This is a genomic window from Butyrivibrio sp. AD3002 (genome assembly GCF_000420905.1).
Lineage (GTDB): Bacteria > Bacillota > Clostridia > Lachnospirales > Lachnospiraceae > Butyrivibrio.
Genome location: NZ_ATVV01000042.1, coordinates 1 through 23,533 on the forward strand (window position 1 = coordinate 1; position 23,533 = coordinate 23,533).

At 44.0% G+C, this 23,533-nt stretch carries 20 protein-coding genes, 1 pseudogene and 1 riboswitch; of the genes and pseudogenes, 9 read left to right on the forward strand and 12 right to left on the reverse strand.

The window, feature by feature from the left end; all coding sequences use genetic code 11:
• On the reverse strand, positions 1-854 hold an 854-nt coding region (locus G596_RS24205), incomplete at its 3' end, for an IS91 family transposase (RefSeq protein WP_196805258.1).
• A gap of 162 nt (positions 855-1,016) precedes the next feature.
• Here G596_RS24205 and nagB point away from each other — a divergent pair.
• A complete protein-coding gene (nagB, locus tag G596_RS22985; protein ID WP_022763359.1) occupies positions 1,017-1,781 on the forward strand; it encodes a glucosamine-6-phosphate deaminase in 765 nt (254 codons plus the stop codon).
• 39 nt (positions 1,782-1,820) lie between these two features.
• Here nagB and G596_RS0118815 read toward each other — a convergent pair whose 3' ends face one another.
• The gene (locus G596_RS0118815) at positions 1,821-2,693 is read right to left on the reverse strand and encodes an aldose 1-epimerase family protein (protein ID WP_022763360.1); all 873 of its coding nucleotides are present in this window, start codon (positions 2,691-2,693) and stop codon (positions 1,821-1,823) included.
• Between the two features lie 66 nt (positions 2,694-2,759).
• Positions 2,760-3,731, reverse strand: a complete 972-nt coding sequence (locus tag G596_RS0118820; RefSeq protein ID WP_022763361.1) for an NAD(P)-dependent oxidoreductase — start codon at positions 3,729-3,731, stop codon at positions 2,760-2,762.
• Between the two features lie 169 nt (positions 3,732-3,900).
• Between G596_RS0118820 and G596_RS0118825 the strand changes: the two genes are divergently transcribed.
• From G596_RS0118825 to clpX, 5 genes are all read left to right on the forward strand, one after another.
• Complete coding sequence (locus G596_RS0118825; RefSeq protein ID WP_022763362.1) at positions 3,901-5,127, forward strand: UTP--glucose-1-phosphate uridylyltransferase; 1,227 nt, start codon at positions 3,901-3,903, stop codon at positions 5,125-5,127.
• Between the two features lie 19 nt (positions 5,128-5,146).
• The gene (gene galE / locus G596_RS0118830; protein ID WP_022763363.1) at positions 5,147-6,163 is read left to right on the forward strand and encodes a UDP-glucose 4-epimerase GalE; all 1,017 of its coding nucleotides are present in this window, start codon (positions 5,147-5,149) and stop codon (positions 6,161-6,163) included.
• Positions 6,164-6,173: 10 nt separating this feature from the next.
• Positions 6,174-6,452 (forward strand): hypothetical protein, encoded by a 279-nt coding sequence (locus G596_RS0118835; protein ID WP_022763364.1) that lies wholly within the window; start codon positions 6,174-6,176, stop codon positions 6,450-6,452.
• 173 nt (positions 6,453-6,625) lie between these two features.
• The gene (locus tag G596_RS24210) at positions 6,626-8,407 is read left to right on the forward strand and encodes a S1C family serine protease (RefSeq protein ID WP_022763365.1); all 1,782 of its coding nucleotides are present in this window, start codon (positions 6,626-6,628) and stop codon (positions 8,405-8,407) included.
• Between the two features lie 203 nt (positions 8,408-8,610).
• The gene (clpX, locus tag G596_RS0118845) at positions 8,611-10,161 is read left to right on the forward strand and encodes an ATP-dependent Clp protease ATP-binding subunit ClpX (protein ID WP_022763366.1); all 1,551 of its coding nucleotides are present in this window, start codon (positions 8,611-8,613) and stop codon (positions 10,159-10,161) included.
• Between the two features lie 106 nt (positions 10,162-10,267).
• Here the strand turns inward: clpX and arcC are convergent, their stop codons facing one another.
• The 5 genes from arcC to G596_RS25070 form a co-directional block, all read right to left on the reverse strand.
• A complete protein-coding gene (arcC, locus tag G596_RS0118850) occupies positions 10,268-11,203 on the reverse strand; it encodes a carbamate kinase (protein WP_022763367.1) in 936 nt (311 codons plus the stop codon).
• A 91-nt stretch (positions 11,204-11,294) separates the two neighbouring features.
• Positions 11,295-13,217: a glycoside hydrolase family 2 protein gene (locus G596_RS0118855; protein WP_022763368.1), complete on the reverse strand. Its 1,923-nt coding sequence runs from the start codon at positions 13,215-13,217 to the stop codon at positions 11,295-11,297.
• Positions 13,218-13,284: 67 nt separating this feature from the next.
• The gene (locus G596_RS0118860; RefSeq protein ID WP_022763369.1) at positions 13,285-14,034 is read right to left on the reverse strand and encodes a DUF975 family protein; all 750 of its coding nucleotides are present in this window, start codon (positions 14,032-14,034) and stop codon (positions 13,285-13,287) included.
• Positions 14,035-14,047: 13 nt separating this feature from the next.
• A complete protein-coding gene (locus G596_RS22995) occupies positions 14,048-14,587 on the reverse strand; it encodes a hypothetical protein (protein WP_022763370.1) in 540 nt (179 codons plus the stop codon).
• Positions 14,588-14,598: 11 nt separating this feature from the next.
• Positions 14,599-15,006, reverse strand: a complete 408-nt coding sequence (locus G596_RS25070) for a hypothetical protein (RefSeq protein WP_022763371.1) — start codon at positions 15,004-15,006, stop codon at positions 14,599-14,601.
• Between the two features lie 262 nt (positions 15,007-15,268).
• Here G596_RS25070 and G596_RS0118875 point away from each other — a divergent pair, with 262 nt between their 5' ends.
• On the forward strand, positions 15,269-17,632 hold the full coding sequence (locus tag G596_RS0118875; RefSeq protein ID WP_022763372.1) for a Tex family protein: 2,364 nt from the start codon (positions 15,269-15,271) through the stop codon (positions 17,630-17,632).
• A 66-nt stretch (positions 17,633-17,698) separates the two neighbouring features.
• Here the strand turns inward: G596_RS0118875 and G596_RS0118880 are convergent, their stop codons facing one another.
• The 4 genes from G596_RS0118880 to G596_RS0118895 all read right to left on the reverse strand — a co-directional run bounded on the left by G596_RS0118880 (position 17,699) and on the right by G596_RS0118895 (position 21,371).
• The gene (locus G596_RS0118880; RefSeq protein ID WP_022763373.1) at positions 17,699-18,385 is read right to left on the reverse strand and encodes a YczE/YyaS/YitT family protein; all 687 of its coding nucleotides are present in this window, start codon (positions 18,383-18,385) and stop codon (positions 17,699-17,701) included.
• 79 nt (positions 18,386-18,464) lie between these two features.
• The gene (locus G596_RS0118885; protein WP_022763374.1) at positions 18,465-19,871 is read right to left on the reverse strand and encodes an MATE family efflux transporter; all 1,407 of its coding nucleotides are present in this window, start codon (positions 19,869-19,871) and stop codon (positions 18,465-18,467) included.
• 119 nt (positions 19,872-19,990) lie between these two features.
• Positions 19,991-21,109 (reverse strand): type II toxin-antitoxin system HipA family toxin, encoded by a 1,119-nt coding sequence (locus G596_RS0118890; protein WP_022763375.1) that lies wholly within the window; start codon positions 21,107-21,109, stop codon positions 19,991-19,993.
• Complete coding sequence (locus G596_RS0118895; protein ID WP_022763376.1) at positions 21,096-21,371, reverse strand: helix-turn-helix domain-containing protein; 276 nt, start codon at positions 21,369-21,371, stop codon at positions 21,096-21,098. Before G596_RS0118895 ends, G596_RS0118890 begins: the two co-directional genes overlap by 14 nt.
• A 242-nt stretch (positions 21,372-21,613) precedes the next feature.
• Positions 21,614-21,707, forward strand: a riboswitch (SAM riboswitch).
• A gap of 177 nt (positions 21,708-21,884) precedes the next feature.
• Here G596_RS0118895 and metK point away from each other — a divergent pair.
• Complete coding sequence (metK, locus tag G596_RS0118900; RefSeq protein WP_022763377.1) at positions 21,885-23,081, forward strand: methionine adenosyltransferase; 1,197 nt, start codon at positions 21,885-21,887, stop codon at positions 23,079-23,081.
• A 237-nt stretch (positions 23,082-23,318) separates the two neighbouring features.
• Positions 23,319-23,533 (forward strand): annotated as a pseudogene (locus tag G596_RS0118905) (IS110 family transposase); the annotation flags it as partial.

The window sequence follows — 23,533 nt, forward strand, 5'->3', positions numbered from 1 at the left end:
GAAGGTATGGTCTCGGTGACAAGGACTTCGTCCTCATGTCTGTTGTAGTGGAAAGTGACAGTATCATGCTCTTTATCATAAGAGTCAATCCTTGAGAGGCCGATTACTGGACGACCAAGGTAGCGACCTATATATTTAGCCACTGTGTGCCTGTCAGCAAGGGTGGGTTTTGCGTAGATATAGAAACCATCTTTTTGATTTTTGTATGAGAGGGCTTTTTCTTTTTTGAACAATGCTTTCTTCTTGGGATCAGTAATACGGGCTTCCATTAGATTAAGCAGAGCTGTTTGAAAAGCATGGCGTAAGTAGTGGTAATTAAAGTGATTGACTCTGCGCCAAAAACCAGTGTCGCCTACACCACCTTCAGATATGAGGCAGTGGATATGAGGATTCCATTCTAAAGGACGACCAAATGTATGAAGAACCAGAATGTAACCAGGTGTGAAGTTCTGACTCTTGTTGATTTTGTAGAACATACGGTTAATAACACTGCTGACAGCTTCGAAAAGACAGTTAAGAAGGTCGCGGTCTTCGAGAAAGAAATGTCGTAATTCTTTTGATATGGTGAATACGCAGTGTCTGTGCTGGCAGTTTATGAGCTTGAAGGACATAGCCTGAGCACGTTTCTGTGAATACATGGCACCACATGTAGGACAGAATCTTGAATGACAACGAAAGGGAATGAATTTGAGAGTACCACAATCAGGGCAGCCGTACATGGCGCCGCCATAGGCAGGATCTCCGCAATTGAGCATCTTATCGATGTTTTCAATTTCAGTTTTGCGGGGGTGAAGAGTATATTGAATTTCTTCGTAATGATCGCGGAACAGATTTTGTAGTATGTTTCGTTTCATAAAAATCATTATGAATGAGTTGAGGCAAAAAACAACCCCCACCCCTCATGATTGAGGGGCAGGGGAGTTGAGGTGCCGTAGGCACTTTTTTATGCCTGGAAACAGATTTATAATGGATGTAGATATTGAAAATGCTAATGCCAAATAATGAGGGGGTTATGCATGAGAATCTACAGAGCAAAAGATTATAATGACCTGAGTAGAAAAGCTGCGAACATTATCTCTGCGCAGGTAATCATGAAGCCGGATGCGGTACTTGGCCTTGCAACCGGTTCATCTCCCATCGGAACTTATAAGCAGCTCATAGAATGGTATAAAAAGGGCGACCTGGATTTTTCGGAGGTGAAGACGATAAACCTCGATGAATACAAGGGCCTTAGCCCAGAGGATGAGCAGAGTTATTATCACTTTATGCACACCAATCTGTTTGATCATATTAATATCAAACCGGAAAACACCAATATTCCTAATGGCCTTGAAGAGGATTCCGAAAAAGAGTGCAATCGATATGACAACGTCATAAATGAATGCGGTGGAATTGATTTACAGCTACTTGGAATAGGAAGTAATGGCCATATTGGGTTTAACGAACCCGGAATCTCATTTGACAAAACTACTCACTGCGTGGCTCTTACCGAGAATACAATCAAGGCAAATGCCAGGTTTTTTACATCGGAGAGAGACGTCCCCAGATATGCATATTCCATGGGAATAAAGAATATAATGCAAGCAAAAAGCATCCTGCTCATCGCCTCAGGAGAGAGAAAAGCGGATGCCCTTTATGAGTCATTGTTTGGTCCGATAACACCGGCGGTTCCCGCATCCATCTTACAGCTTCACAATAATGTGAGTATAGTAGCGGATGAGGAAGTTTTGAGCCGCGTGCTCGCGGATCACGATATTATATCCGGAGGTCAGATATCGTAATCTGATATCACAATTATCTTCAAAACTCAGATACAACGATTATTTAAAAGAAACGCGGTACTCTGTGTCAAAAGCGTCGCCCGGATTAAGGAGCTGCTCAAAGTCGCGGTCTTTTAATTCACCTGAAAATCCCTCTGCGTCAGCTCTTCCATACCAGGGCTCGAGGCAGATGAACGGAGCATTTTTACCGACGGGAGACCAGATTCCAAGAAGCGGAGCATCGAAGGTCATCTCAACGAAAACATCGCCTTCTGCATTTTTGATGCTGGCACCGCTTACCTGGCTGTTTTCCAGAATGATTGCGCCGCCGTCGAAGGTGTGCTCATCAACTTCGAAGGATTTGTCGCTCTTCAGAGTAAGTTCATAGGTCTCGTTTGCAGCGAGAGGATCATGGAACTTTCTCACAGTGAGGACATCCTTATCTGTCTTTAATATTACGGAATTTCCTTTCAATGTGCCTTCAGAGCTGAGCTCGCAGTTAAATGCCGGATGAGCTCCGATTGCGAAAGGCATGTCTTCTTTTCCTGTGTTTTCTACCTTCCATCCCACAATAATACTGTCGCCATCAAGTTTGTAGGAGATGGTCAGCTTAAAATCAAAGGGGTACTTTGAAAGGGTTGTTTCATTTGAAGTAAGGGAGAAAACTGCACAGTCATCAGCTTTTTCCTCAAGCTCAAATTCCATATCTCTTGCAAAGCCGTGCTGGCCCATGGGATATTCGTGGCCGTCAACCCTGTATTTGCCGTCTGCAACAGCACCTACAAAAGGAAAGAGTACGGGTGAGGTGCGATTCCAGAAAGCGGGATCTGCGCACCACATATATTCCTTACCACCTTTTTTGATACTTTTTAACTCAGCACCGGCTGTCTCAATCTCAGCGATAATCACATTGTTGTTAAGAGTAATTCTCATGCTTCTGATCCTTTCCGCAAAATGGTCTCTGCCATTTCATAATCTGATAAAATTTCTCACATCGTCTTAATTTACGATATTTCTCTTTTCGCCCTTTTCAAAAACGGCTATGTTTTTAGCTACTTCATCAACGCAGCGGATTCTGGCTTCAACGCTGGCCCAGGCCATGTGAGGCGTAACAAAGAGCTTCTGGCTGTCCTTAATTCTAAGAAGCGGGCTGTCTTTTTTCATGGGTTCCACAGTAAGAACGTCGAGGCCGGCGCCTGCGATCTCACCCTGTTCAATTGCATTTGCAAGATCATCCTCGTTAACTACGGGGCCTCTTGCAACGTTGATGAGATATGCGGTTTTCTTCATCTTCTTAAATGCAGCTGCATCGATAAGATTTCGTGTGCTGTCTGTGAGAGGGCAGTGGAGAGAGAGAATGTCGCTTCGCTCTAAGAGCTCGTCAAAACTTACCATCTCGTAAGCTTTGTCCTCATCCTTGTGCTCGGTTCTTCCTGAAGCGGAGTAGAAGATAACTTTTGCTCCGAAGGCAGTTGCTATCTGGGCAACTTTTCTTCCGATATTACCCATTCCGATGATACCCCAGGTCATACCGTCGATTTCATGATAGGGGATGTCAAGCTTGCAAAAGTATTCCTGAGCCGCATATTCGCCGCTTTTCACAAACTCATCATAGTCCTTGAGGCTCTCCATCAGATAAAAGAGAAGTGCAAAGGTATGCTGAGCAACGGACATAGTAGAATATCCCGCAACGTTAGCGACCTTCACACCGCGCTCTGCACAGGCTTTGATGTCGACGTTGTCGAAGCCTGTTGCAAACTCGCAGATGAGCTTTAAATCCGGAGCTTTATCGAGAATTTCCGTGGTTATCTTTGACTTGTTGATGCAAAGGACCTCAACTCCTGCAAGGCGCTCTGCGGCATTGTCTGCTGTCACTTTGTTCTTATAATATGTAACGTCACCGATTTTTGAAAACTCGGTGTAATCAAGATCATTTCCCACGCTGTCAATTTCTGCTGCTACTATTTTCATGATTTTTGTCCTTTCTATGTATATTTGACCGTAAGTGGCTATAAACCCTATATATTTTCGCATGTTATAGGGAAAAATGGAATAGTGAGCGCGTTTTTTGGATTGTTTTTATTCATGGTGTGAGATATTATTATAGAAGCGCTTATTTTGTAGTAAAGGAGAATGTATTATGACATTTGAAGAAGCTAAGAAAAAACTTGAAGCAAACGGACAGATGCATGTCCTCAAGTATTATGATGAGCTTTCAGATGCTGAGAAGGCAGCTCTTCTTCAGCAGATTGATGAGACTGATTTCGAAGTTCTGAAAAATGCAAAGAATTTAGGCCATGGTTCAGAGAGAGGAAAATTCGAGCCTCTTGCCTGCATGCAGCTTTCAGAGATTGAGAAGAGAAAAGATGAGTTTAATAAGATCGGTACAAAGGCAATTCAGCAGGGTAAGGTTGCTGCATGTCTTCTTGCCGGCGGTATGGGTACAAGACTCGGCTCCGATGATCCTAAGGGAATGTACAACATCGGTCTTACAAAGGAAGTATTCATTTTCCAGAGAATTATAGAGAACCTTCTTGATGTTGTTAATGCAACAGGTTCATGGATCCATCTTTTCATTATGACAAGTGAGAAGAATCACGAGAAGACAGTTAACTTCCTTACAGAGAAGAATTTCTTCGGATATAAGGCTGACAAGGTTACCTTCTTCAAACAGGACATGGCTCCCGCTTCAGATTACGAAGGTAAGGTTTATATGGAAGAGAAGGGACGCATCTCCACATCACCCAACGGTAATGCAGGATGGTTTTCTTCTATGATTAAAGCAGGTCTTGATAAGACACTTCACGCAGAAGGTATCGAGTGGGTTAACATCTTCGCAGTTGACAACGTACTTCAGAGAATCGCAGATCCCTGCTTCGTAGGTGCTACAATCGCACAGAAGGCAGAGGTTGGTGCTAAGGTTGTTAAGAAAAATGCTCCCGATGAGGGCGTTGGTGTTATGTGTCTTGAGGATGGCAAGCCTTCAATCGTTGAGTACTATGAGCTCACACAGGAGATGATGGATGCCAAGGACGAGGCAGGAGATCCCGCATACAACTACGGTGTTATCCTTAACTACCTCTTCAATGTACCTGCGCTTGAGAGAATCGCAAAGAATGAACTTCCTCTTCACGTTGTTGAGAAGAAGATTCCTTTCATAAATGATAACGGCGAGCTTGTTAAGCCCGAGACACCCAACGGATGCAAGTTCGAGCAGCTGGTTCTTGATATGATCCACGAGCTTGACAGCTGTGTACCTTACGAGGTTGTTCGTGAGAAAGAATTCGCACCTATCAAGAATAAGACTGGTAAGGATTCGGTTGAATCAGCAAGAGAGTTGTGCAAGAAGAATAACATAGAGTTATAAACATTTGGGAGGATAGAGTATGGCAATATTAGTTACAGGTGGTGCCGGATATATCGGAAGCCACACAGTTGTTGAACTTCAGAACGCAGGATATGACGTAGTTGTTATGGATAACCTTGCCAATGCAAGCGAGAAGGTTCTTGCGCGCGTTGAAGCCATCACAGGAAAAAAGGTTCCTTTTTATAAGGCAGACATCCGCGACAGAGAAGGCCTTGAGGAGATTTTTACAAAGGAAAAGATCGACAGCGTTATTCACTTCGCAGGACTTAAGGCAGTAGGTGAATCAGTTCAGAAGCCTTGGGAGTACTATGATAACAACATCACAGGAACACTTACTCTTGTTGATGTAATGAGAAAGCATGGCTGCAAGAACATCATCTTCTCATCTTCAGCAACTGTTTACGGCAATCCCGCATTTATTCCGATTACTGAGGAGTGTCCTAAGGGACAGTGCACCAATCCTTACGGATGGACAAAGTCAATGCTTGAGCAGGTTCTTTCAGACATTCAGTTTGCTGATAAGGAATGGAATGTGGTTCTTCTTAGATACTTCAATCCTATCGGTGCTCACAAGAGCGGTACTATGGGTGAGAACCCCAACGGTATCCCGAACAACCTCATGCCTTACATTACACAGGTTGCTGTAGGAAGACTTCCTAAGCTCAATGTATTCGGTAACGACTATGATACACCTGACGGGACAGGTGTCCGCGATTACATCCATGTAGTTGATCTCGCTGTAGGACATGTTAAGGCTCTTAAGAAACTTGAGCCCGGCAGCGGACTTTCAATCTACAACCTCGGCACAGGCGTTGGTTACAGCGTTCTTGATATCGTAAAGAACTTCGAGGAAGCTAACGGAGTTAAGATCCCTTACGAGATTCAGCCCAGACGTGCAGGAGACATCGCTACATGCTACTCAAATGCTGACAAGGCTAAGAAGGAGCTTGGATGGGAGGCACAGAACGGTATCCGTGAGATGTGCGAAGATTCCTGGAGATGGCAGAGCCAGAATCCTAACGGCTACGAGGACTAAATAAGGACACATGTTTAGACTTTGGGTAAGACTTATAGAGGACAACCACCTTTTAAAAGATACTGTCATAGAAGACAACTCGATGGATACCAGAACCCATAAGGTTATGAATGGTCTCGAGAAAGCCTGCTATGACATGGATCTTAGTAAGCCGATATGGCTAAAGTCCACTGTTCACGATTTTCAATTACATAACAAATGCAGATTTACAAAGGATGCATTTATTGAGGAAATTCCGTTTGATTACATGGAGATTCAGGTGATCGAAGAGGACGACTTCTATTATTGATTAATATATTTCCCACACTTGAAACAAACATTTAGTTTGGATTTAGGTATGGGAAATATTTTTTTGATACTTTTATCACAATTTCGTCACAAACTGAAACTATACTGAATCTTGTAAAAAACAAATGAGAGAACTTATTTATCAAATTTATCAAAGAAAAGAGGTAATGAACGATGTTTGATAATGAAAATAACGAGCAACAAAACAATCAGGAAACGGGGTTTGGAAGGGAAGCTGAAACTAACAACGCACAGAGCGAAAACACCTATAGTCAGGGCAATAACTCTTACGGACAGAATCAGAACACCTATGGACAGGGTGGTAACAATACCTACGGCCAGGGGACATACAACCGAAACAATACGTACGGTAACTACACAGGCTCCGGAAACAACGGCTCAGGTTACGGCCAGAACAACAATACCTACGGTAACTACAATTACAACAACCAGGGAACCTATGGTAATTACCAGTATTCTTATCAGCCCGGTATGAATGGAGGAAACGGTCCTAAGAAATCAGGGACAGGAAAGAAAGTTGCAGCTGCGATAGCTATCGCACTTGTTCTTTGTCTGGGACTCGGTGCAGGCTACTATAGCATGACCAGAATTTCACAGATTCCTGCTGCCACAGAGAAAGACGATCAGGCTAAGGCAGAGGAAAAGAGTATAGAAAAGGACAACAGCGAGACTGTTGCCGAGCCGGATGTAGCAGCAGCTAAAGAAGAGACCGGCAGCACAGATTCTGTTCTGGGAAGTGGAGACAATGCAGGAATTGCACAGACAGAGACAGTAGAAAGTTCAAGAACAGTTGTTACAGATGTAACAGAGGTTGTTGCCAAGGCAATGCCTGCCATGGTTTCCATCAACAACAACTTCACACAGTCCTATAACTACTTCGGACAGACGTACAGTCAGGAACAAACAGCTTCCGGTTCAGGATTCATAGTAGGAACAAATGATACAGAGCTTTTAATTGCGACCAACTTCCATGTTATTGAGGGTGCTGACTCTCTTGAGGTTCAGTTTGCAGATGACAGTAAGTCAGCAGCTGAGGTTAAGGGAACAGATTCTGATATGGATCTTGCAGTAATCGCAGTACAGCTTTCAGACCTTGCAGCAGATACCAGAAACGCTATCGCTATAGCAGCCCTTGGTGATTCCGATTCACTTACACTTGGTGAGCCCGCAATAGCAATCGGCAATGCGCTCGGATATGGCCAGTCAGTTACTACAGGTGTAGTAAGCGCTATCAACCGTGTAATTGACCTTGATGATGAAAAGCAGGGTACATTTATACAGACCAATGCAGAGATCAACCCCGGTAACTCCGGCGGTGCACTTTTAAATATCAACGGTGAAGTTATCGGTATCAACTCCAACAAGATTGGCGGTTCAACCGTTGAAGGTATGGGATATGCTATTCCGATTTCCATTGCTAAGCCTATCATTGAGCAGCTTATGACAGAGAAGACACGCGCCAAGGTTGACGAGGAGAACAGAGGCTATCTTGGAATCTCAGGTGTCAGCGTTACTTCTGATGTATCAGAGATGTACGGACTTCCTCTCGGTGTTTATGTAGCAGCTGTTTCTGAGGATGGCGGCGCTAAGGCAGCAGGTGTTCAGGAAAAAGATATCATCACAAAGTTTGATGGAAAAGAGATTTCTTCTATGGATGATCTCCAGAACAGACTGGCATATTATGAGGCAGGAGAGGTAGTAACAATCACTGTTCAGAGACAGGCATCAGGTGGATATCAGGAACAGGAGCTTCAGGTTACTCTGGGATCCAAGCAGACTGTTCAGTCCGACAGTGATGATACACAAGGACAGAAGTATGATGGCGAGCAGCAGCCCGATGCGAAGCAGGAAGAAGGACAGGAAGGACAACAGGGACAACAGGGAATCGATCCCTTCTCAAATCCTTTCGGATTCGGTTTTGACTTTGGTAACTAAGCTTATTCATATAAAATAAATAGTACTCGGCAAAGAGAATAAACAGAAAAAGGTTAGGAACGAACTGCCTTTGAGCGATGATGCTCAGGGGCAGTTTTTCTTAAATTTATAGTGGGCGGGGCTCTGTTTTTAATGACATAGGTTTGCGAGGATATTATAATAGTTATAAATTTTCGTGAGGAATTTAGAGGAGACAAACTATAATGGCAGATAAATTTGATAATGATGATATGGACTTCAGGGAGGTTATGGATTCCTCCGTTGATGACACTCCGATAGAGAGAAAAGATACGACAGTGGAAGAGACTCCTAAAGAAGGTAATACATCCTCGCAGTCAAAGGACAATGAGAGCGAATATGAGGATGTTTGCTTTGTGTGCAGAAGACCTGAGAGCAAGGCCGGAAAAATGTTCCATCTTCCCAACGGAATAAGTGTGTGCGATGACTGTATGCACAAGACGATGGATACGATCAGCCAGTTTGATTACCAGAATCTTTTAAACAACCCGGCTCTTATGGATGAGCTCAACAAGCATAGCGGTATGCCCGGCTTGAACTTTATGGATTTATCCAATTTTACCGGAGGCGCCGGAATCCCCAATTCTCAGAAGATCAAAAAGAAAAAAGAGGAAGATACCAGGGTTAAGCCTGAGTTCAATATAGAAAATATTCCTGCACCTCACAAGATCAAGGCTAAGCTTGACGATTATGTTATAGGTCAGGAGCAGGCAAAGAAAATTATATCCGTTGCGGTTTACAACCACTATAAGAGAGTTAAAACAGGAACTATGGATGATATTGAGATTGAGAAGTCCAATATTCTTATGATCGGCCCTACCGGAAGCGGAAAAACTTATCTTGTTAAGACTCTTGCAAGACTTCTTGATGTGCCGTTGGCTATCACTGATGCTACCTCTCTCACTGAGGCGGGATATATCGGTGATGATATCGAAAGCGTTGTAAGTAAGCTTCTTGCGGCAGCAGGAAATGATATAGACAAAGCTCAGCAAGGTATCATTTTCATAGATGAAATTGATAAAATTGCAAAGAAAAAGAATACGACATCGAGAGATGTAAGCGGTGAATCGGTTCAGCAGGGAATGCTCAAGCTCCTTGAGGGTGCCGATGTTGAGGTACCTGTGGGTGCAAGCAGCAAAAATGCGATGGTTCCAATGGCGACCGTTAACACCAGAAATATTTTGTTTATATGCGGCGGAGCCTTCCCGGATATGGAGGATATAATAAAGCAGAGGCTGAATAAGCAGACCTCCATCGGTTTTGATGCCGACCTCAAGGACAAATGGGACAAGGATCCCGACCTTATCACTAAGGTAACCGTTGATGATCTCAAGAAATTCGGAATGATTCCCGAGTTCCTCGGACGTCTCCCTATAGTATGCACACTTAAGGGCCTCTCCAAGGAGATGCTTGTTCAGATATTAAAAGAGCCCAAGAACGCTATCTTGAAACAGTATCAGAAGCTCCTTGCGCTTGATGAGGTTAATCTGGAATTTGACGATGAAGCTTTGGAAGCCATAGCCGAGAAGGCAATGGAAAAGGATACAGGTGCCAGAGCGCTTCGCGCCATTATCGAGGAATTCATGCTGGATATCATGTATGAGATTCCGAAGGATGATAATATCGGAAGTGTTACCATTACCGGCGATTATATCAAGGGTAAGGGCGGCCCAGTGATTGAACTCAGAACTACGGAAGTTCTTAAGGGGATTGGGATGAAGTCGGCAGAGAACTGATAAGGGAAAGATAAAAGCCCCAGTGTATGCTATGGTGGATTTCAATCGATTATGCGTATTTTGCAACGAGATTGAAAGACACCATAGCATACGCTGGGGCTCATCGTTAGGCGGTAATAAAGGTGCCGGCTTTACCCTTGAGGGCGTCGGAGACCTCTGCAAGTGAGGTGATAAGGACGCTGCCTGAAGGATTATTCTTAAGGAATTCTATCGCGGCTTCGATCTTGGGAAGCATATCGGTAGCTCCAAACTGACCTTCTCTGATGTACTGCTCGGCTGCGGAGACATTCATGCGCTCGATGGGAGCCTGAGTGTCCTTACCGAAATCGGTGTATACATAGGGAACGGAGGTCAGGATGATAAGTCTGTCCGCATTAAGGTCTGAAGCCAGTTTTCCGGCGATGGCATCCTTCTCAATAACAGCTGAGGCACCCTTTAATACATGACCCTGCTCGATAACCGGGATTCCGCCGCCGCCGCAGGCGATAACGATCTGACCGGCATCAGAGAGTGTGCGGATGGCATCGATCTCAACAATATCTATCGGCTTGGGAGCAGCAACTATACGAAGATAACCTTTTCCCGGAACTTCCTGAACGAAGTTCCCTTTTTTAACTTCGTTATCGGCATCCTCTTTTGACATATATCTTCCGATAACCTTGGTCGGAGAATAGAAGGCTTCATCGTAGGGATCAACCGTAACCTGTGTAAGGATTGTGCTTACAGGGGTTGAAACACCGCGGCTTGTGAGCTCACTCTTAAGCGAATTCTGAAGATCGTAGCCGACATAACCCTGGCTCATTGCGCTGCAGACGCTCATGGGAGCGGGAGTATAGTCGATATAGATTCGGCGCAGCTCGGTCATTGCTTTGTGAATCATGCTGACCTGAGGTCCGTTACTGTGTGTGATGGTTAACTGATATCCTGCACAGGCGAGATCTGCGAGTGCTTTCGCAGTAACCTGAACGGCTTCCTTCTGCTCCATGGTGGTATAGCCAAGAGCTTCGTGTCCCAGTGATACCACTGCCTTCTTGTTTTCCATAGCGTTGCTCCTCCGTAAAAATCTGTTTTATAGATTGTATCATAAAAATAGACTGCGAGATACTTGGTAATTATGCATTTTTCAAGTATTTTCACATCTTCAGTTTGTTGTGTCTTCTGTCGTAGGTCATGATGCCGTTTACTTCCTCCTCAACGTCGGAGAGCTGCGTGTAAACTGCACCGGCAAGACCTTTCTTCTTAAGATTCTCTATGGTTTCATTCATAAGAGTGTTAAAGGCAGCCTTGAAATCAGCCACGGTATCAAACCTTTTGTAGCCGTAGATTCTGTCTACGCTGCTGTGTCCCTCTACATAGCAGGTGTAACCGCCGTATTCGGAGATGACAAAGGCGCGGTGTTTTTTGTCTGCTATGACATCAAGAGGTCTGAAGTAATTATGTACACTTCTGAAATCACCGCCGTTTTCATCGAACCAGCCGCTTGCCTGATCGATAAGTCTGTTGTCGGCAAACTGCCTTGCCTGGATAGTAGCGGCGGAAGCATTGAACTGTCCCCATCCCTCGTTGAAGAGAACCCAGACTGAGATACTCGGAACGTTGATCAGATGCTGGATTGTTTCCTCCATCTCCTCAGTCCATTCCTTTCGGCCCTCTGCGGAGCCTCTTGAAAACATGTGATAGTTTGTGGGACCGTCAGGCATGTGTCCGAACACGCCGGGGAACAGAGTGGGAAGATAGCTCACTACGGGCTTTGCATAGGAAGAACCTCCGCTTACCATGTCCTGCCAGACGATCATTCCGAGCCTGTCGCAGTGATAGTACCACCTTGCTGCCTCAACTTTTATATGCTTCCTTAGCATGTTGAAGCCAAGGGATTTCATCTCTTCTATATCAAAAATGAGTGCTTCATCGCTCGGCGCAGTATATAATCCGTCGGGCCAGTAACCCTGATCGAGGACGCCGTTAAGGAAATAGGGCTCTCCATTCAGGAAAAAGAGGGGATGTCCTTCAGCATCAAGCTGCCTTGTAAAGGAGCGCATTCCGAAATAACTCCAGGCGGTATCGCTTCCTGCAGTTAACTGAATCTGATAGAGATAGGGATCCTCGGGACTCCAAAGGTGAGGCTTTGGCATCGCAATTTTACAGGAATAAACATAAGTCGAAGCGCCTTTGCCTTCGATGTCGGGAGAGTAGGTGCTGAGTTCATCGGAGGAATGGGTAATTGAACCGTAAAAATCCTCGGGCTCGAAGCGGTCCCTGGTCTTATCACTTCTGTGAACAGTATCGCCCTCGTTTTCTGCGATAAGGATCTGCCCCTCTGAGTCATATATTTTCAAAGAGACAGGGCACTCGCCGTTTGTATGCATGGTTATGTAAATCATGTCGAGGTCTCTGTCGGGAACGATTCTGTAGGAGGTGATATGAGTTTCCGGAACAATCTCCATCCATACCGTCTGCCAGATTCCGCTCTGCGCTGTGTAATACATGCCTCCGCGCTTTAAGGTCTGTTTTCCTCTGCTGTGATAAGAGGTGTCGCTGTCATCCTGGACGCAGACGGTCAGTGTTCCTGCAAGTCCTGACTGCGATGAAGTCATGGCATCCGTGATATCAACGGTGAAAGGAAGATATCCGCCATTGTGGGCTCCGACGGGAGTTCCGTTTATAAATACGATGGCTCTCTGGTCGATCGCACCAAAATGAAGAAGAACTCTGGATTTTTCATCGGGAAGAGTGATTCCGGTGAGCTCCTTTTTATACCAAAGATATTCATCAGGCTGCAATTGTCTCTCAACTCCCGAAAGAATTGATTCGGGAGAAAAGGGAACGAGGATCTGCCCATCCATCTCTTTTGGGTGAACGTCACTTTTTGAGAAAGCATATTCCCAAAGACCGTTAAGATTGATATAACTGTTTCTCTTGAACTGCGGACGAGGATATTCGGTTAGGACATGATCCTTGTCCAGATTGTCTCCCCAAACAGTGGTAAGCCTGTGGAGCACGTCATCCTCATGAGTTTTATCTATTGCCTTAATTGCATTGAGCAGATCCATTTTCATAACATTTCCCCTAAAAAATATTAAGGCCATCCGATTATTAAAAATGGATGGCGCATTAAGTTCGTGTTCAGACGTCGGTATTTTGGTTCTTAGAAGCTATCAGATCCTGATAGAAAGCGGCGATTGATGCCGAGTTGTAAACTCCGACCCATAGGAGCGGGATGAAACAAGCAAGTACTCCGATGAGTGCGAGAGGAATGAAACTCAGATACAGTAAAAGGAGTCTGAATTTACTTCCTTTCATGAGCCTCATGCTGGCTTTTAAGATATCCGAGGTTCTCTTTTCCGGGAAATCCTGCAGGATATAATAAGACTGCGAAAATATGAGACGAATATAGATATTGGCGATTGTCATCACCACAGATATAAGCAGTGCAAACATTATGTATCTGGGATCGATAGAAACCGCGCTGTTATTGTTTTTAACCAGCATCGCCATCAAAACCTGCAGCGGAATGATGGTTAGTGTATTCGCTACAGCAATCGGAACATGAAGAAGAATTGCCTTGTCGGGATGATTTTTAAATCCGTGGAATAAATCCGACATGGAAACCGATTGCGCATAGACGACGTTCATAAAAAGATAAGCCAGTCCGGAGTCGAACACGCCGAGGAAAAGGTTCACCAGTATGGTAGACCCGAAGTAGGCAAAATATGTGATTAGATTAGTTGGAATAATTGCTGCGGTAATGACATTTATCATTAAGAAGGCTATGAACCTGTAGAGTACAACTGCAGCTATTGTCGTTCCGTATTTACCAAGAAGCCTTTCTCTTGCAATGGCTTTCAATGTTTTAGTGTTTTTTGTCTGTCTCATTTGTCATTTGACCCTATACTGCCGCATCAAAGCTCGAACCGATAAGACCACTGGCTGCATCGGCTGATTTGCGGTTTTTCTGATAGGGATTATCCTCATTTTTATACATAATCTGAGTTGTGGTAAGTCCACCTGATACATAGGTGCGTCCACACTCGGGGCAGACTGCTGTCTGAATTTTGACAGAAGCCTGAAGTACTTTGCCGTCGCCCTGGGCGGCCTTTTTATATGCGTTGGCTACGTGCTCCTGCTCGTGACCGCGCACTCTGGAAGGTGCTGCTTCAGGTGAAATATGTGCAGCGCTTTTAAAGGAAACATTTTCATCGGAACCGTCAATATACTTGCGGTTCTTACAAGTCTCACATTCAGCCGGTGAAGAACGCATACCGGGCTTCTTCTCGACGGATTCGCCGGGATTAAGTGTGACTTTCGTTTCGCCCTGAAGGGCTCCCGCAGCAGCTTCTGAAGCTGTCCCGGTGCCGCTGTTAAAAGCAGGGCCGAAAAATCCTGATGCATAAGAACTGTTAAATCCGATACCACTTATTCCGCTCATAAGCACACCCTCTATTGACTTTCTACAGGAAGGTCGATACTGATGCCGAGATTATCAGTGATTTCCTTGACCATGTCGTCAAAGCTCTCGCCGCTGATAGCCTGCGAGTACTGATTAACCATCCTGTGTGCTTCGGGATCGGTAAATACCGTCACGAAGGAGGTAACCATAAGTGCGTATCCCCCGATAAGCCCGATAAGACCAAAAATAATTCCCCTTTTGGCCTGCGGGTAGAGCTTCCCGTTCTGTTCTCTGGACAGGAAAGCCATTGTAATTGCAATTCCTCCAAGTATTATGGAGAAATACACGCTTAGTATAAGCGCGATTGAGATCAGACCCAGTATGGATGCCACAGTAGCAAATGAAACCCTTGGATTAAGAGGGTTGTGGGTCTGATTATACTCATAACTCTCAGTCATTTCTTAATTTTCACAGATTCGTATGCAGAAAAGGAATCTGTGAACTCCTCCTTTGCCACCAAAAGATGACAATACTTCAAGTTAATTGTACCGCAAAAAGCCCGAGAAGTGTATTAAAAATTGGTAAAATTACTGCGCGGTGACGGTGCGGTCCTTCCGGTGAAATTCGATTGGAAAAGTTCGCTTTGACATAGTAAAATATACGAGTGACCTTTGTTTGGAGGAAGCATTTTATTATTGCACAAGGAGTAAAACAGGCAAAATGGACATTTTACAGAAAATAACAGAAGAACTTAATGTACAGAAATGGCAGGTGGAAGCAGCGGTAAAGCTGATTGACGAGGGCAATACCATTCCTTTTATCTCCAGATACCGTAAGGAAGTAACAGGTTCCCTTAATGATGAACAGCTGCGAACCCTCGGTGAGAGACTTACATATTTAAGAGGTCTCGAGGAGAAAAAAGAGCAGGTTATTTCAAGCATTGAGGAGCAGGGTAAGCTTACTGATGAGCTTAAAGCTAAGATAATTGCTGCGCAGACCATGGTAGCCGTTGAAGACTTATACAGACCATACAGACCGAAGAGAAAGACCAGAGCCTCTGTGGCTAAGGAGAAGGGACTTGACGGTCTTGCAGATATTATCAGGGCTCAGGAGACTACTAAGAGCCTTGTTGAGGAGGCAACTCCTTATGTAAATGCCGAAAAAGAAGTTAAGAATATACAGGAAGCAATCCAGGGTGCTATGGATATCATTGCCGAGGAGATTTCCGACAATGCCGATTATCGTACCTATATCCGTGAGGAGACCTGGAATCAGGGCTTCGTAACCTCCAATGCCAAGGACGAGAAGGCAGAGAGCGTCTACGAGATGTATTACAACTTCGAGGAGCCGGTTAATAAGATCCTCGGACACAGAGTGCTCGCACTTAACCGAGGTGAGGCAGAGAAGTTCCTCACAGTTAAGATCACAGCTCCTGAGGAGCAGATCCTTCGTTTCCTTGAAAAGAAGACAATAACAAAGGAAAATCCTGAGACAACTCCCGTACTTCAGGCCGTTTGTAAGGATTCCTATGACAGACTTATCGCTCCCGCTATTGAGCGCGATATCAGAAATGAGCTCACGGAAAAAGCAGAGGACAGCGCCATCGGCGTATTTGGCAAGAACCTTGAACAGCTTCTTATGCAGCCTCCTATCGCAGGAAAAACGGTTCTCGGATGGGATCCCGCTTTCAGAACAGGCTGTAAGCTTGCAATAGTAGATGCTACAGGAAAAGTGCTCGATACAAAGGTTATCTATCCCACAGCGCCACAGAATAAGGTTGAGGAAGCAAAGGCAGAACTTAAAAAGCTCATCAAGAAGTATGACGTTGACCTTATTTCAGTTGGTAACGGTACTGCTTCCAGAGAATCAGAGCAGGTTATCGTCGAGCTTATTAAGGAACTTGATAAGCCCGTTCAGTATGTAATCGTAAACGAGGCAGGCGCCTCGGTTTATTCGGCAAGTAAGCTTGCAACAGAGGAGTTCCCTCAGTTTGACGTAGGACAGAGAAGTGCGGCTTCCATCGCTAGACGTCTTCAGGACCCTCTTGCAGAGCTTGTAAAAATCGATCCCCAGAGCATCGGCGTCGGCCAGTATCAGCACGATATGAACCAGAAGAAGCTTGGTGAAGCCCTTTCAGGCGTGGTTGAGGACTGTGTTAATAAGGTAGGTGTTGATCTTAACACTGCATCAGCACCGCTCCTTACATATATTTCAGGTATCAGCAAGGTTATTGCCAAGAATATCGTTGATTATCGTGAGGCTAACGGAAAATTCGAGAGCAGAGACGAACTTCTTAAGGTTCCGAAGCTCGGACCCAAGGCTTATGAGCAGTGCGCAGGATTTTTGCGTATTCACGACGGTAAGAATGCCCTTGATGACACAAGCGTGCATCCGGAGTCCTATGAGGCAGCAGAGAAGCTTATGGATAAGCTCGGCCTCACCATGGAGGATGTAAGGGAAGCTCAGAAGAAGAGTGCCAAAGCTAAAGCTGAAGCTAAGAAGGCAGAAGCTAAGACTCAGGCTAAGCCGAAGCAGAAGAAGGAAAAGCAGTTTGTTGTTAAGAATACAAATACAGCTATGGGTGCTGCGCTGGCAGCAGCTCTTGGCGGGGTAAGTCTCAGCCAGGATACGGAACCTGCAGCAAAGGAAACATCCGGTCAGAAGGGCGGCAATGCAGCAGCTTCAGGAAGCCTTCTTAAGAAAGTTGGCGATAAGAAGAAGCTTGCAGAGGAGCTCGGAGTAGGTGAGATCACTCTCACAGATATCCTCTCAGAGCTTGAGAAGCCTTCCCGTGACCCCAGAGAGAGCATGCCCGCACCTATTCTTAGAAGTGACGTCATGGATATGAAGGACTTAAAGCCCGGAATGATCCTTAAGGGAACAGTCAGAAACATCGTAGACTTCGGTGCTTTCGTAGATATAGGAGTTCACCAGGACGGACTTGTTCACATCTCACAGATCACAGACCGCTACATCAAGCATCCTCTTGATGCAGTAAGCGTCGGTGATATCGTTGATGTTCAGGTAATTGAGGTAGATGTGAAGAAGCAGAGAATCGGACTTACAATGAAGATTAAGAAGTAAAAAATACGTTAATGTTTAAAAATGCCACCATGGTGTAAGCTGCGGTGGCATTTATTATGTGCATTTTTATTTATTTTTTCCGTATCTTAAGGGTCTTGCTACATGAACATTGAAAAACTCGATGAGAGGTCCCATGAAAAATGCGGTGATTATTGTTCCTATTCCTGGAAGAACACCCATCGCAAAACCAAGGCCTGTACAGATGAGGTCTCCTGCAATTCTGAGAATTCTAAAATCCCAGCCCTTTTGTTCTGAAAGTGACAGTGCTATGGCATCATAGGTTGATACCCCAAGATCGCTGGTAAAATACAGAGCTGACGCAAAGCACATGATTACAATCGCTACGATAAGGAAGAGCATTTTTACTATAAATGAAGGATTGGGAATCAGCTTTGTCCAAAAGGCATGTGACCAGTCAACTACATATCCCAGCAGGAACAGGTTGATGAAGGTGGCGATTCCGATCTTTTTCTTATCAAGGAAGAAATCGAATACCAGAAGCACCATGTTGATTACCATGTAGACGATGCCATATCCTATCACGGGATTATCGGTATAGTCTGTGAAAAATCTAGGTGCTCCGCCTGTCAAAATGTGCTGCAACTGTGTCCAGATTCCGTGGGCAAATACCTGAAAGGGATCCATTCCCATAAGTGAAAACTGGAACATTCCTACTGAAAAGCCTGCTATAAGTACGCCACCCAAAGTCATGGCAAGGCGTCTTTTCATTTCATTATCAAATTTTTTAAACATATCTTTTGCCTCCATCGAGCAATATTATCAAATCTCTCATTTGGCAATAATGTCATTTTGGGTGTTCTTTTTCAAAAAATCATGCCTTTTTGTGCTCTTTGGAATCTACGCTGTAATCTAATACGATAGGCCTGGTACTGGTTTGTGCTTTTCCTTTCCATTTTATGTTGTAGTAGATAAGCTCTATTACGCAGCAGCACATCCAGCCTACAGGATAACCAAATCCAACCCATTTCGGGTCGTTTACTATGAAGTGAGTGAGTACAAAAAGATAAATCTGTCTTATTACTACGAAGGTTGCGATCATGATGACCATGGGGCCTCTTGAATCGCCGCGCCCTCTAAGAGCTGCAGCCAGCGTGTGGTTTACACAGTTGGCAATCAGGAAGAAAACGTTTGTCTGAATGAAAAGAGCTCCGAATTCAATTACAGATTCATCCGCTGAAAACAGCCTTATGGCCGGTCTTGCAAAGACAAACAGAAGAAAAGCTATCACAAAGGTGATACCTGTGGATAAGAGAATAGCGGATCTTGTGCCTTTTTCTGCACGATCCTCTTTTCCTGCGCCGATATTCTGACTGACAAAGGTAGTGGCTGCCATGGCGACGCTGGACATGGGCAGCATTATGAAGGTATCTAACTTGTTATAGCTGCTCCAGCCTGCCATGCAGCTTGAACCGAAGTGATTAATATAGGATTGAACGAATACATTTGAAAAAGCTGTGATGACTGACTGTATTCCTGCGGGGAGACCAACCATGAATATGCCTTTAAGGATTCCTGCATCGAGTGTTAAGTCTTTCCATATAAGCTTATAAATGTCATTGGTCCTTGTCAGAAGCATAAGTGTCAGAATAGCTGATATCATCTGAGAGATGATGGTCGCATAGGCTACACCTGCAATTCCTGCGTGGAGCCCAATTACGAAAACAAGGTCAAGAACTATGTTCATAAGGCTTGTAAGAATGAGGAACATAAGAGGTCTGGTGGTATCGCCTACAGCCCTTAAGATACCACTACCCATGTTGTAGATTAGAAGACCGGAAAAACCAAGAAAATATATCCTGAGGTATGTAGTAGCATCCGGCATAACATCTTCAGGAGTGGCCATAAATTTAAGCATAGGTGTAACGCCGATACTTCCAATTATTGTAAAGAGAACGCAGAAGATGAGTGTAGTTGCAATGGTGGTTTCGATAGCAAGGTGGAGACCTTTTAAATCCTTTCCTCCAAAATATCTGGAGATCAGAACGCCTGCTCCGATTGAAAATCCGTTAAAAAAGAACACCAGCATATTTACAATCATGGTGGTGGAGCCCACTGCCGCAAGGGCCTCTTTTCCTACGAAATTGCCCACCACGATCGAATCTACGGTGTTATATAACATCTGAAAAATATTACCGAACATAAGCGGGAGAGAAAACGTAATTATCTGTTTTAAGATTGAACCGCTTGTCATGTTTCTTGTTGTAGTTTTTTGTGCCATTTTTTGTATCCCTGGTTTTGCTTATTTTATTTGTTTTTATGTAAAATCACTTTGAATAGTTTCCATTTATAAAGTTTAGCACAAAGGGATAGTTTGTTGTCTTACCGAAATTTGTCTTTTTATGTCCGTTTTTTGACATGATTTCTTATATCAGTCAGATGTTGGCTACACATTTTTTCAGATAATCCTGCGCCAATTCCGAGTGTAATTAAGTCGTTGTCGGATATGTTCTTTCCTTTACCATTCACAGATGTTGTATGTTCGCCCCAGTAGGTATCACTATAGGTGAGATCGTATGCCGGTGCCAGTTTCCAACCATTCATATCTGTATAAAGAAATGAAAAGTTCTTAGTATGATCATCTCTGTTATGAGCCAATACGTTGAAACACATTATTTTATACAACTGTTCTTTGTCATAAGTGGCATCTTTTGTAAGCACTCTTACTAATTTGAAAAAAGCCTCATAATCACATGAGGGAAATCGAAAATCTGCCTCTAAAAGTGCTGCGAAGGTTATGGTGAATATTTTTTCTCCGCTTTTTCTGTCAAATCGTTCGGTTTTAAAGTAACCGTCACAGACAGAAGATGGAATAAGTTCTGCTTCAGTCATGGAAATGCCGCAGTTTTTAGCGCATATGGAATAGTCATATTCGCGTTTTCCACTAACTTCGGGATCGGTTTTGGCTGGGAATTTCACAATCCATTCCCGATTTCCTTCGGAAAGAAGTATTTTGGGACGTGTTCCACCACTTGATCCACCCATTTTATAGAGTATATCCAATTGCTCAGTATGCTTTGATGATAGGATATTTGCGCATTCTTTCGCAATCATATCATAGTCAAGGCCAATATTTTTCAAATCAAAGTCGGATTCCTTAGATGGTAAATATTCAAGAGCGCCCATTCCGCTTTGGCCTACATATGCTAAACGTTCAAGAGTTGATATTTCTCCACGCTTTATTCCAAGTGTCTCAAGATGTCGGTCTAATAACAGCTCACCCCAGCTATCCGGCAGGCTGTCAGCAAAAACGCCGAACAAACCACCAAAACGGTCCATAGCCCTTTCGTTAGGCACAAAGACATCATTCCGTAGAGGTAATGAAAAGGGGCTAATGGCAAAGCCATTTCTTTGCCACTCGCTACTATATTGAAAGGCAATTCTCTTGTCGGGAGTTTCCGCAAGTGTTCCCACATGATGTCCGTGATAATATACGTCAAGTGTCTTATTTGTTCGCATTTATAACTTCCTCAATACTGTTGTAAACGGGTTCGGTAAATAGTTCATTGAGTTCATTAACAACGCCAAGTTCCATGGTTAGTTTTATAAATGATTCCAAAGATATTTGCCCGGTCTTTTCAAATTTTCGGAGCGTAGCATAGCTAACATTACTACGTCCTGCTAATTCTTTTTGGGTTATCTTTTTTCTTTTTCTGATATCTCTTATTTTTGTTGCTAATCTTTTTGCAACGTCAGAAGGGGTGTCCCATAAATAATCCATCGCTTAATTCTCCTATTGTTATTATAATAGCATTTAGGCTCGTATTATTCAATAAAATGCTATCATGATAGCAATTGGCAGCTCCGAGTATATAAATTTCAAATAACGAGTTTATTAGTTTGGATATTTTTTTTCATATATTTATGAGCCGATTTTTCAGTAATTTATAAAAATATCTTGCAAGAATCAAATTAATATAGTAGTGTATCTTAAAGATATGACAATTCCATATTGTGACATTTCTCTTATTCAGAGTGGTGGAGATACATAGGATCTGTGAAGCCACGGCAACCCCGGACATCCGGAAGGTGCCAACCTGAGCGTAGTGAGTAAGTGATCGAGTGCTGGATTTACAGTTATTTATACCAGCAGGATCTGCGAGCAATAAGAGGATTTGATTATCTGATATCAGGTCCGCTTGGCTGCGCAGCTAAGCGGATTTATTATTTGTTCTTTTTGAACAAATGTCCACGTTTTTGTTTGAGCGCTGTGAGCGCAGAAAGGAAATTTAAAATGGCAGAAAAGTTTATTTTTACTTCTGAGTCAGTTACTGAGGGACATCCCGACAAAATTTGTGATAACATCTCCGATGCTATCCTTGATGCTTGCCTTGAGCAGGATCCCATGAGCCGTGTTGCTTGCGAGACAACTGCATGCACAGGTTTCGCACTTATCACAGGTGAGATCACAACCAAGGCTGTTGTTGATTACGCTAAGATCGCAAGAGAGACAATCGTTGAGATCGGTTATGACAGCTCAGAGAAGGGCTTTGATGGTAACACATGTGCTGTTATGGTAGCTCTTGATCAGCAGTCAGCAGATATCGCTATGGGTGTTGATAAGGCTATCGAGGCTAGAGAGAACAAGATGACTGACGAAGAGATCGAGGCAATCGGTGCCGGCGATCAGGGTATGATGTTCGGTTATGCTACAAACGAGACAGAGGAGCTTATGCCCTACGCTATCTCTCTTGCTCACAAACTTACAAAGAAGCTTACAGAGGTTCGTAAGGACGGAACTCTTGCTTATCTTAGAGCAGACGGTAAGAGCCAGGTTTCTGTTGAGTACGATGAGAACGGCAAGCCTGTAAGACTTGAGGCTATCGTTGTTTCAACTCAGCATGATGAGAAGGTTACACAGGAGCAGATTCACGCTGACATCAGAAAGTACGTTATTGATGCAGTTGTAGATTCAGCTATGGTTGATGAGAACACAAAGATTTACATCAATCCCACAGGTCGTTTTGTAATCGGCGGACCTCAGGGTGATGCAGGTCTTACAGGACGTAAGATCATCGTTGATACTTACGGCGGCGCTGCTCGTCACGGCGGCGGTGCTTTCTCCGGTAAGGATTGCACAAAGGTTGACCGTTCAGGTGCTTACGCAGCTCGTTATGTTGCAAAGAACATCGTAGCTGCTGGTCTTGCTGACAAGGCTGAGATTCAGCTTTCATATGCTATCGGTGTTGCACAGCCCACATCAATTCTTGTTGATACATTCGGCACAGGTAAGGTTTCCGATGAGAAGCTTACAGAGGCTGTTCGTAAGGTATTCGACCTTCGTCCCGCAGGAATCATCAAGATGCTCGACCTTCGTCGTCCTATCTACAAGCAGACAGCTGCTTACGGACACTTTGGCCGCAACGATCTTAACCTTCCTTGGGAGAAGACAGACAAGGCTGAGGAGCTTAAGAAGGCAGTTAACGCATAAGCCAATCTTGCTAAATTTGTTTTAATTACATAAGTATATTTACGGCACCCTCTATTCTGAGATAATCAGCATAGAGGGTGTTTTATATGTTATATTGAATAGGTGATGTTTTTCGATAGGAGCATTCCTGTAATTCAGAAATAACGCCAATTGAATAAAAAGAAACCTCTAAGTAAGATAAAGGTGTTCATCTTGGCGGATGAAAAAACATCTTATGCTAACCGGAGGTTTCTCAAAATGAATTTTACACAGAATGACAGACTTAAGCAAGTAACTGCAGATACACTGATTGTTGGGGTTGATGTTGGATCACAGACACATTTCTGTAGAGCGTTTGACTGGAGGGGATTTGAGCTATCCAGAAGAGTGTTTAAGTTTAGTAACGACCGAATGGGATTCCTTACATTCCTTCGATGGATTGAGGAACTCATGAATAAGACCGATATGAAGAA

Bases quoted from the DNA above. Each gene is read 5' to 3' on its own strand.
- clpX (WP_022763366.1), top strand. From the start codon at position 8,611: ATGGCAGATAAATTTGATAATGATGATATGGACTTCAGGGAGGTTATG.
- G596_RS22995 (WP_022763370.1), bottom strand. From the start codon at position 14,587: ATGAGCGGAATAAGTGGTATCGGATTTAACAGTTCTTATGCATCAGGA.
- G596_RS0118855 (WP_022763368.1), bottom strand. From the start codon at position 13,217: ATGAAAATGGATCTGCTCAATGCAATTAAGGCAATAGATAAAACTCAT.
- G596_RS0118815 (WP_022763360.1), bottom strand. From the start codon at position 2,693: ATGAGAATTACTCTTAACAACAATGTGATTATCGCTGAGATTGAGACA.
- G596_RS0118835 (WP_022763364.1), top strand. From the start codon at position 6,174: ATGTTTAGACTTTGGGTAAGACTTATAGAGGACAACCACCTTTTAAAA.
- G596_RS0118895 (WP_022763376.1), bottom strand. From the start codon at position 21,371: ATGGATTATTTATGGGACACCCCTTCTGACGTTGCAAAAAGATTAGCA.
- G596_RS0118820 (WP_022763361.1), bottom strand. From the start codon at position 3,731: ATGAAAATAGTAGCAGCAGAAATTGACAGCGTGGGAAATGATCTTGAT.
- G596_RS0118860 (WP_022763369.1), bottom strand. From the start codon at position 14,034: ATGAGACAGACAAAAAACACTAAAACATTGAAAGCCATTGCAAGAGAA.
- G596_RS0118880 (WP_022763373.1), bottom strand. From the start codon at position 18,385: ATGTTTAAAAAATTTGATAATGAAATGAAAAGACGCCTTGCCATGACT.
- metK (WP_022763377.1), top strand. From the start codon at position 21,885: ATGGCAGAAAAGTTTATTTTTACTTCTGAGTCAGTTACTGAGGGACAT.
- G596_RS24210 (WP_022763365.1), top strand. From the start codon at position 6,626: ATGTTTGATAATGAAAATAACGAGCAACAAAACAATCAGGAAACGGGG.
- nagB (WP_022763359.1), top strand. From the start codon at position 1,017: ATGAGAATCTACAGAGCAAAAGATTATAATGACCTGAGTAGAAAAGCT.
- G596_RS0118885 (WP_022763374.1), bottom strand. From the start codon at position 19,871: ATGGCACAAAAAACTACAACAAGAAACATGACAAGCGGTTCAATCTTA.
- G596_RS25070 (WP_022763371.1), bottom strand. From the start codon at position 15,006: ATGACTGAGAGTTATGAGTATAATCAGACCCACAACCCTCTTAATCCA.
- galE (WP_022763363.1), top strand. From the start codon at position 5,147: ATGGCAATATTAGTTACAGGTGGTGCCGGATATATCGGAAGCCACACA.
- G596_RS0118875 (WP_022763372.1), top strand. From the start codon at position 15,269: ATGGACATTTTACAGAAAATAACAGAAGAACTTAATGTACAGAAATGG.
- G596_RS0118825 (WP_022763362.1), top strand. From the start codon at position 3,901: ATGACATTTGAAGAAGCTAAGAAAAAACTTGAAGCAAACGGACAGATG.
- arcC (WP_022763367.1), bottom strand. From the start codon at position 11,203: ATGGAAAACAAGAAGGCAGTGGTATCACTGGGACACGAAGCTCTTGGC.
- G596_RS0118890 (WP_022763375.1), bottom strand. From the start codon at position 21,109: ATGCGAACAAATAAGACACTTGACGTATATTATCACGGACATCATGTG.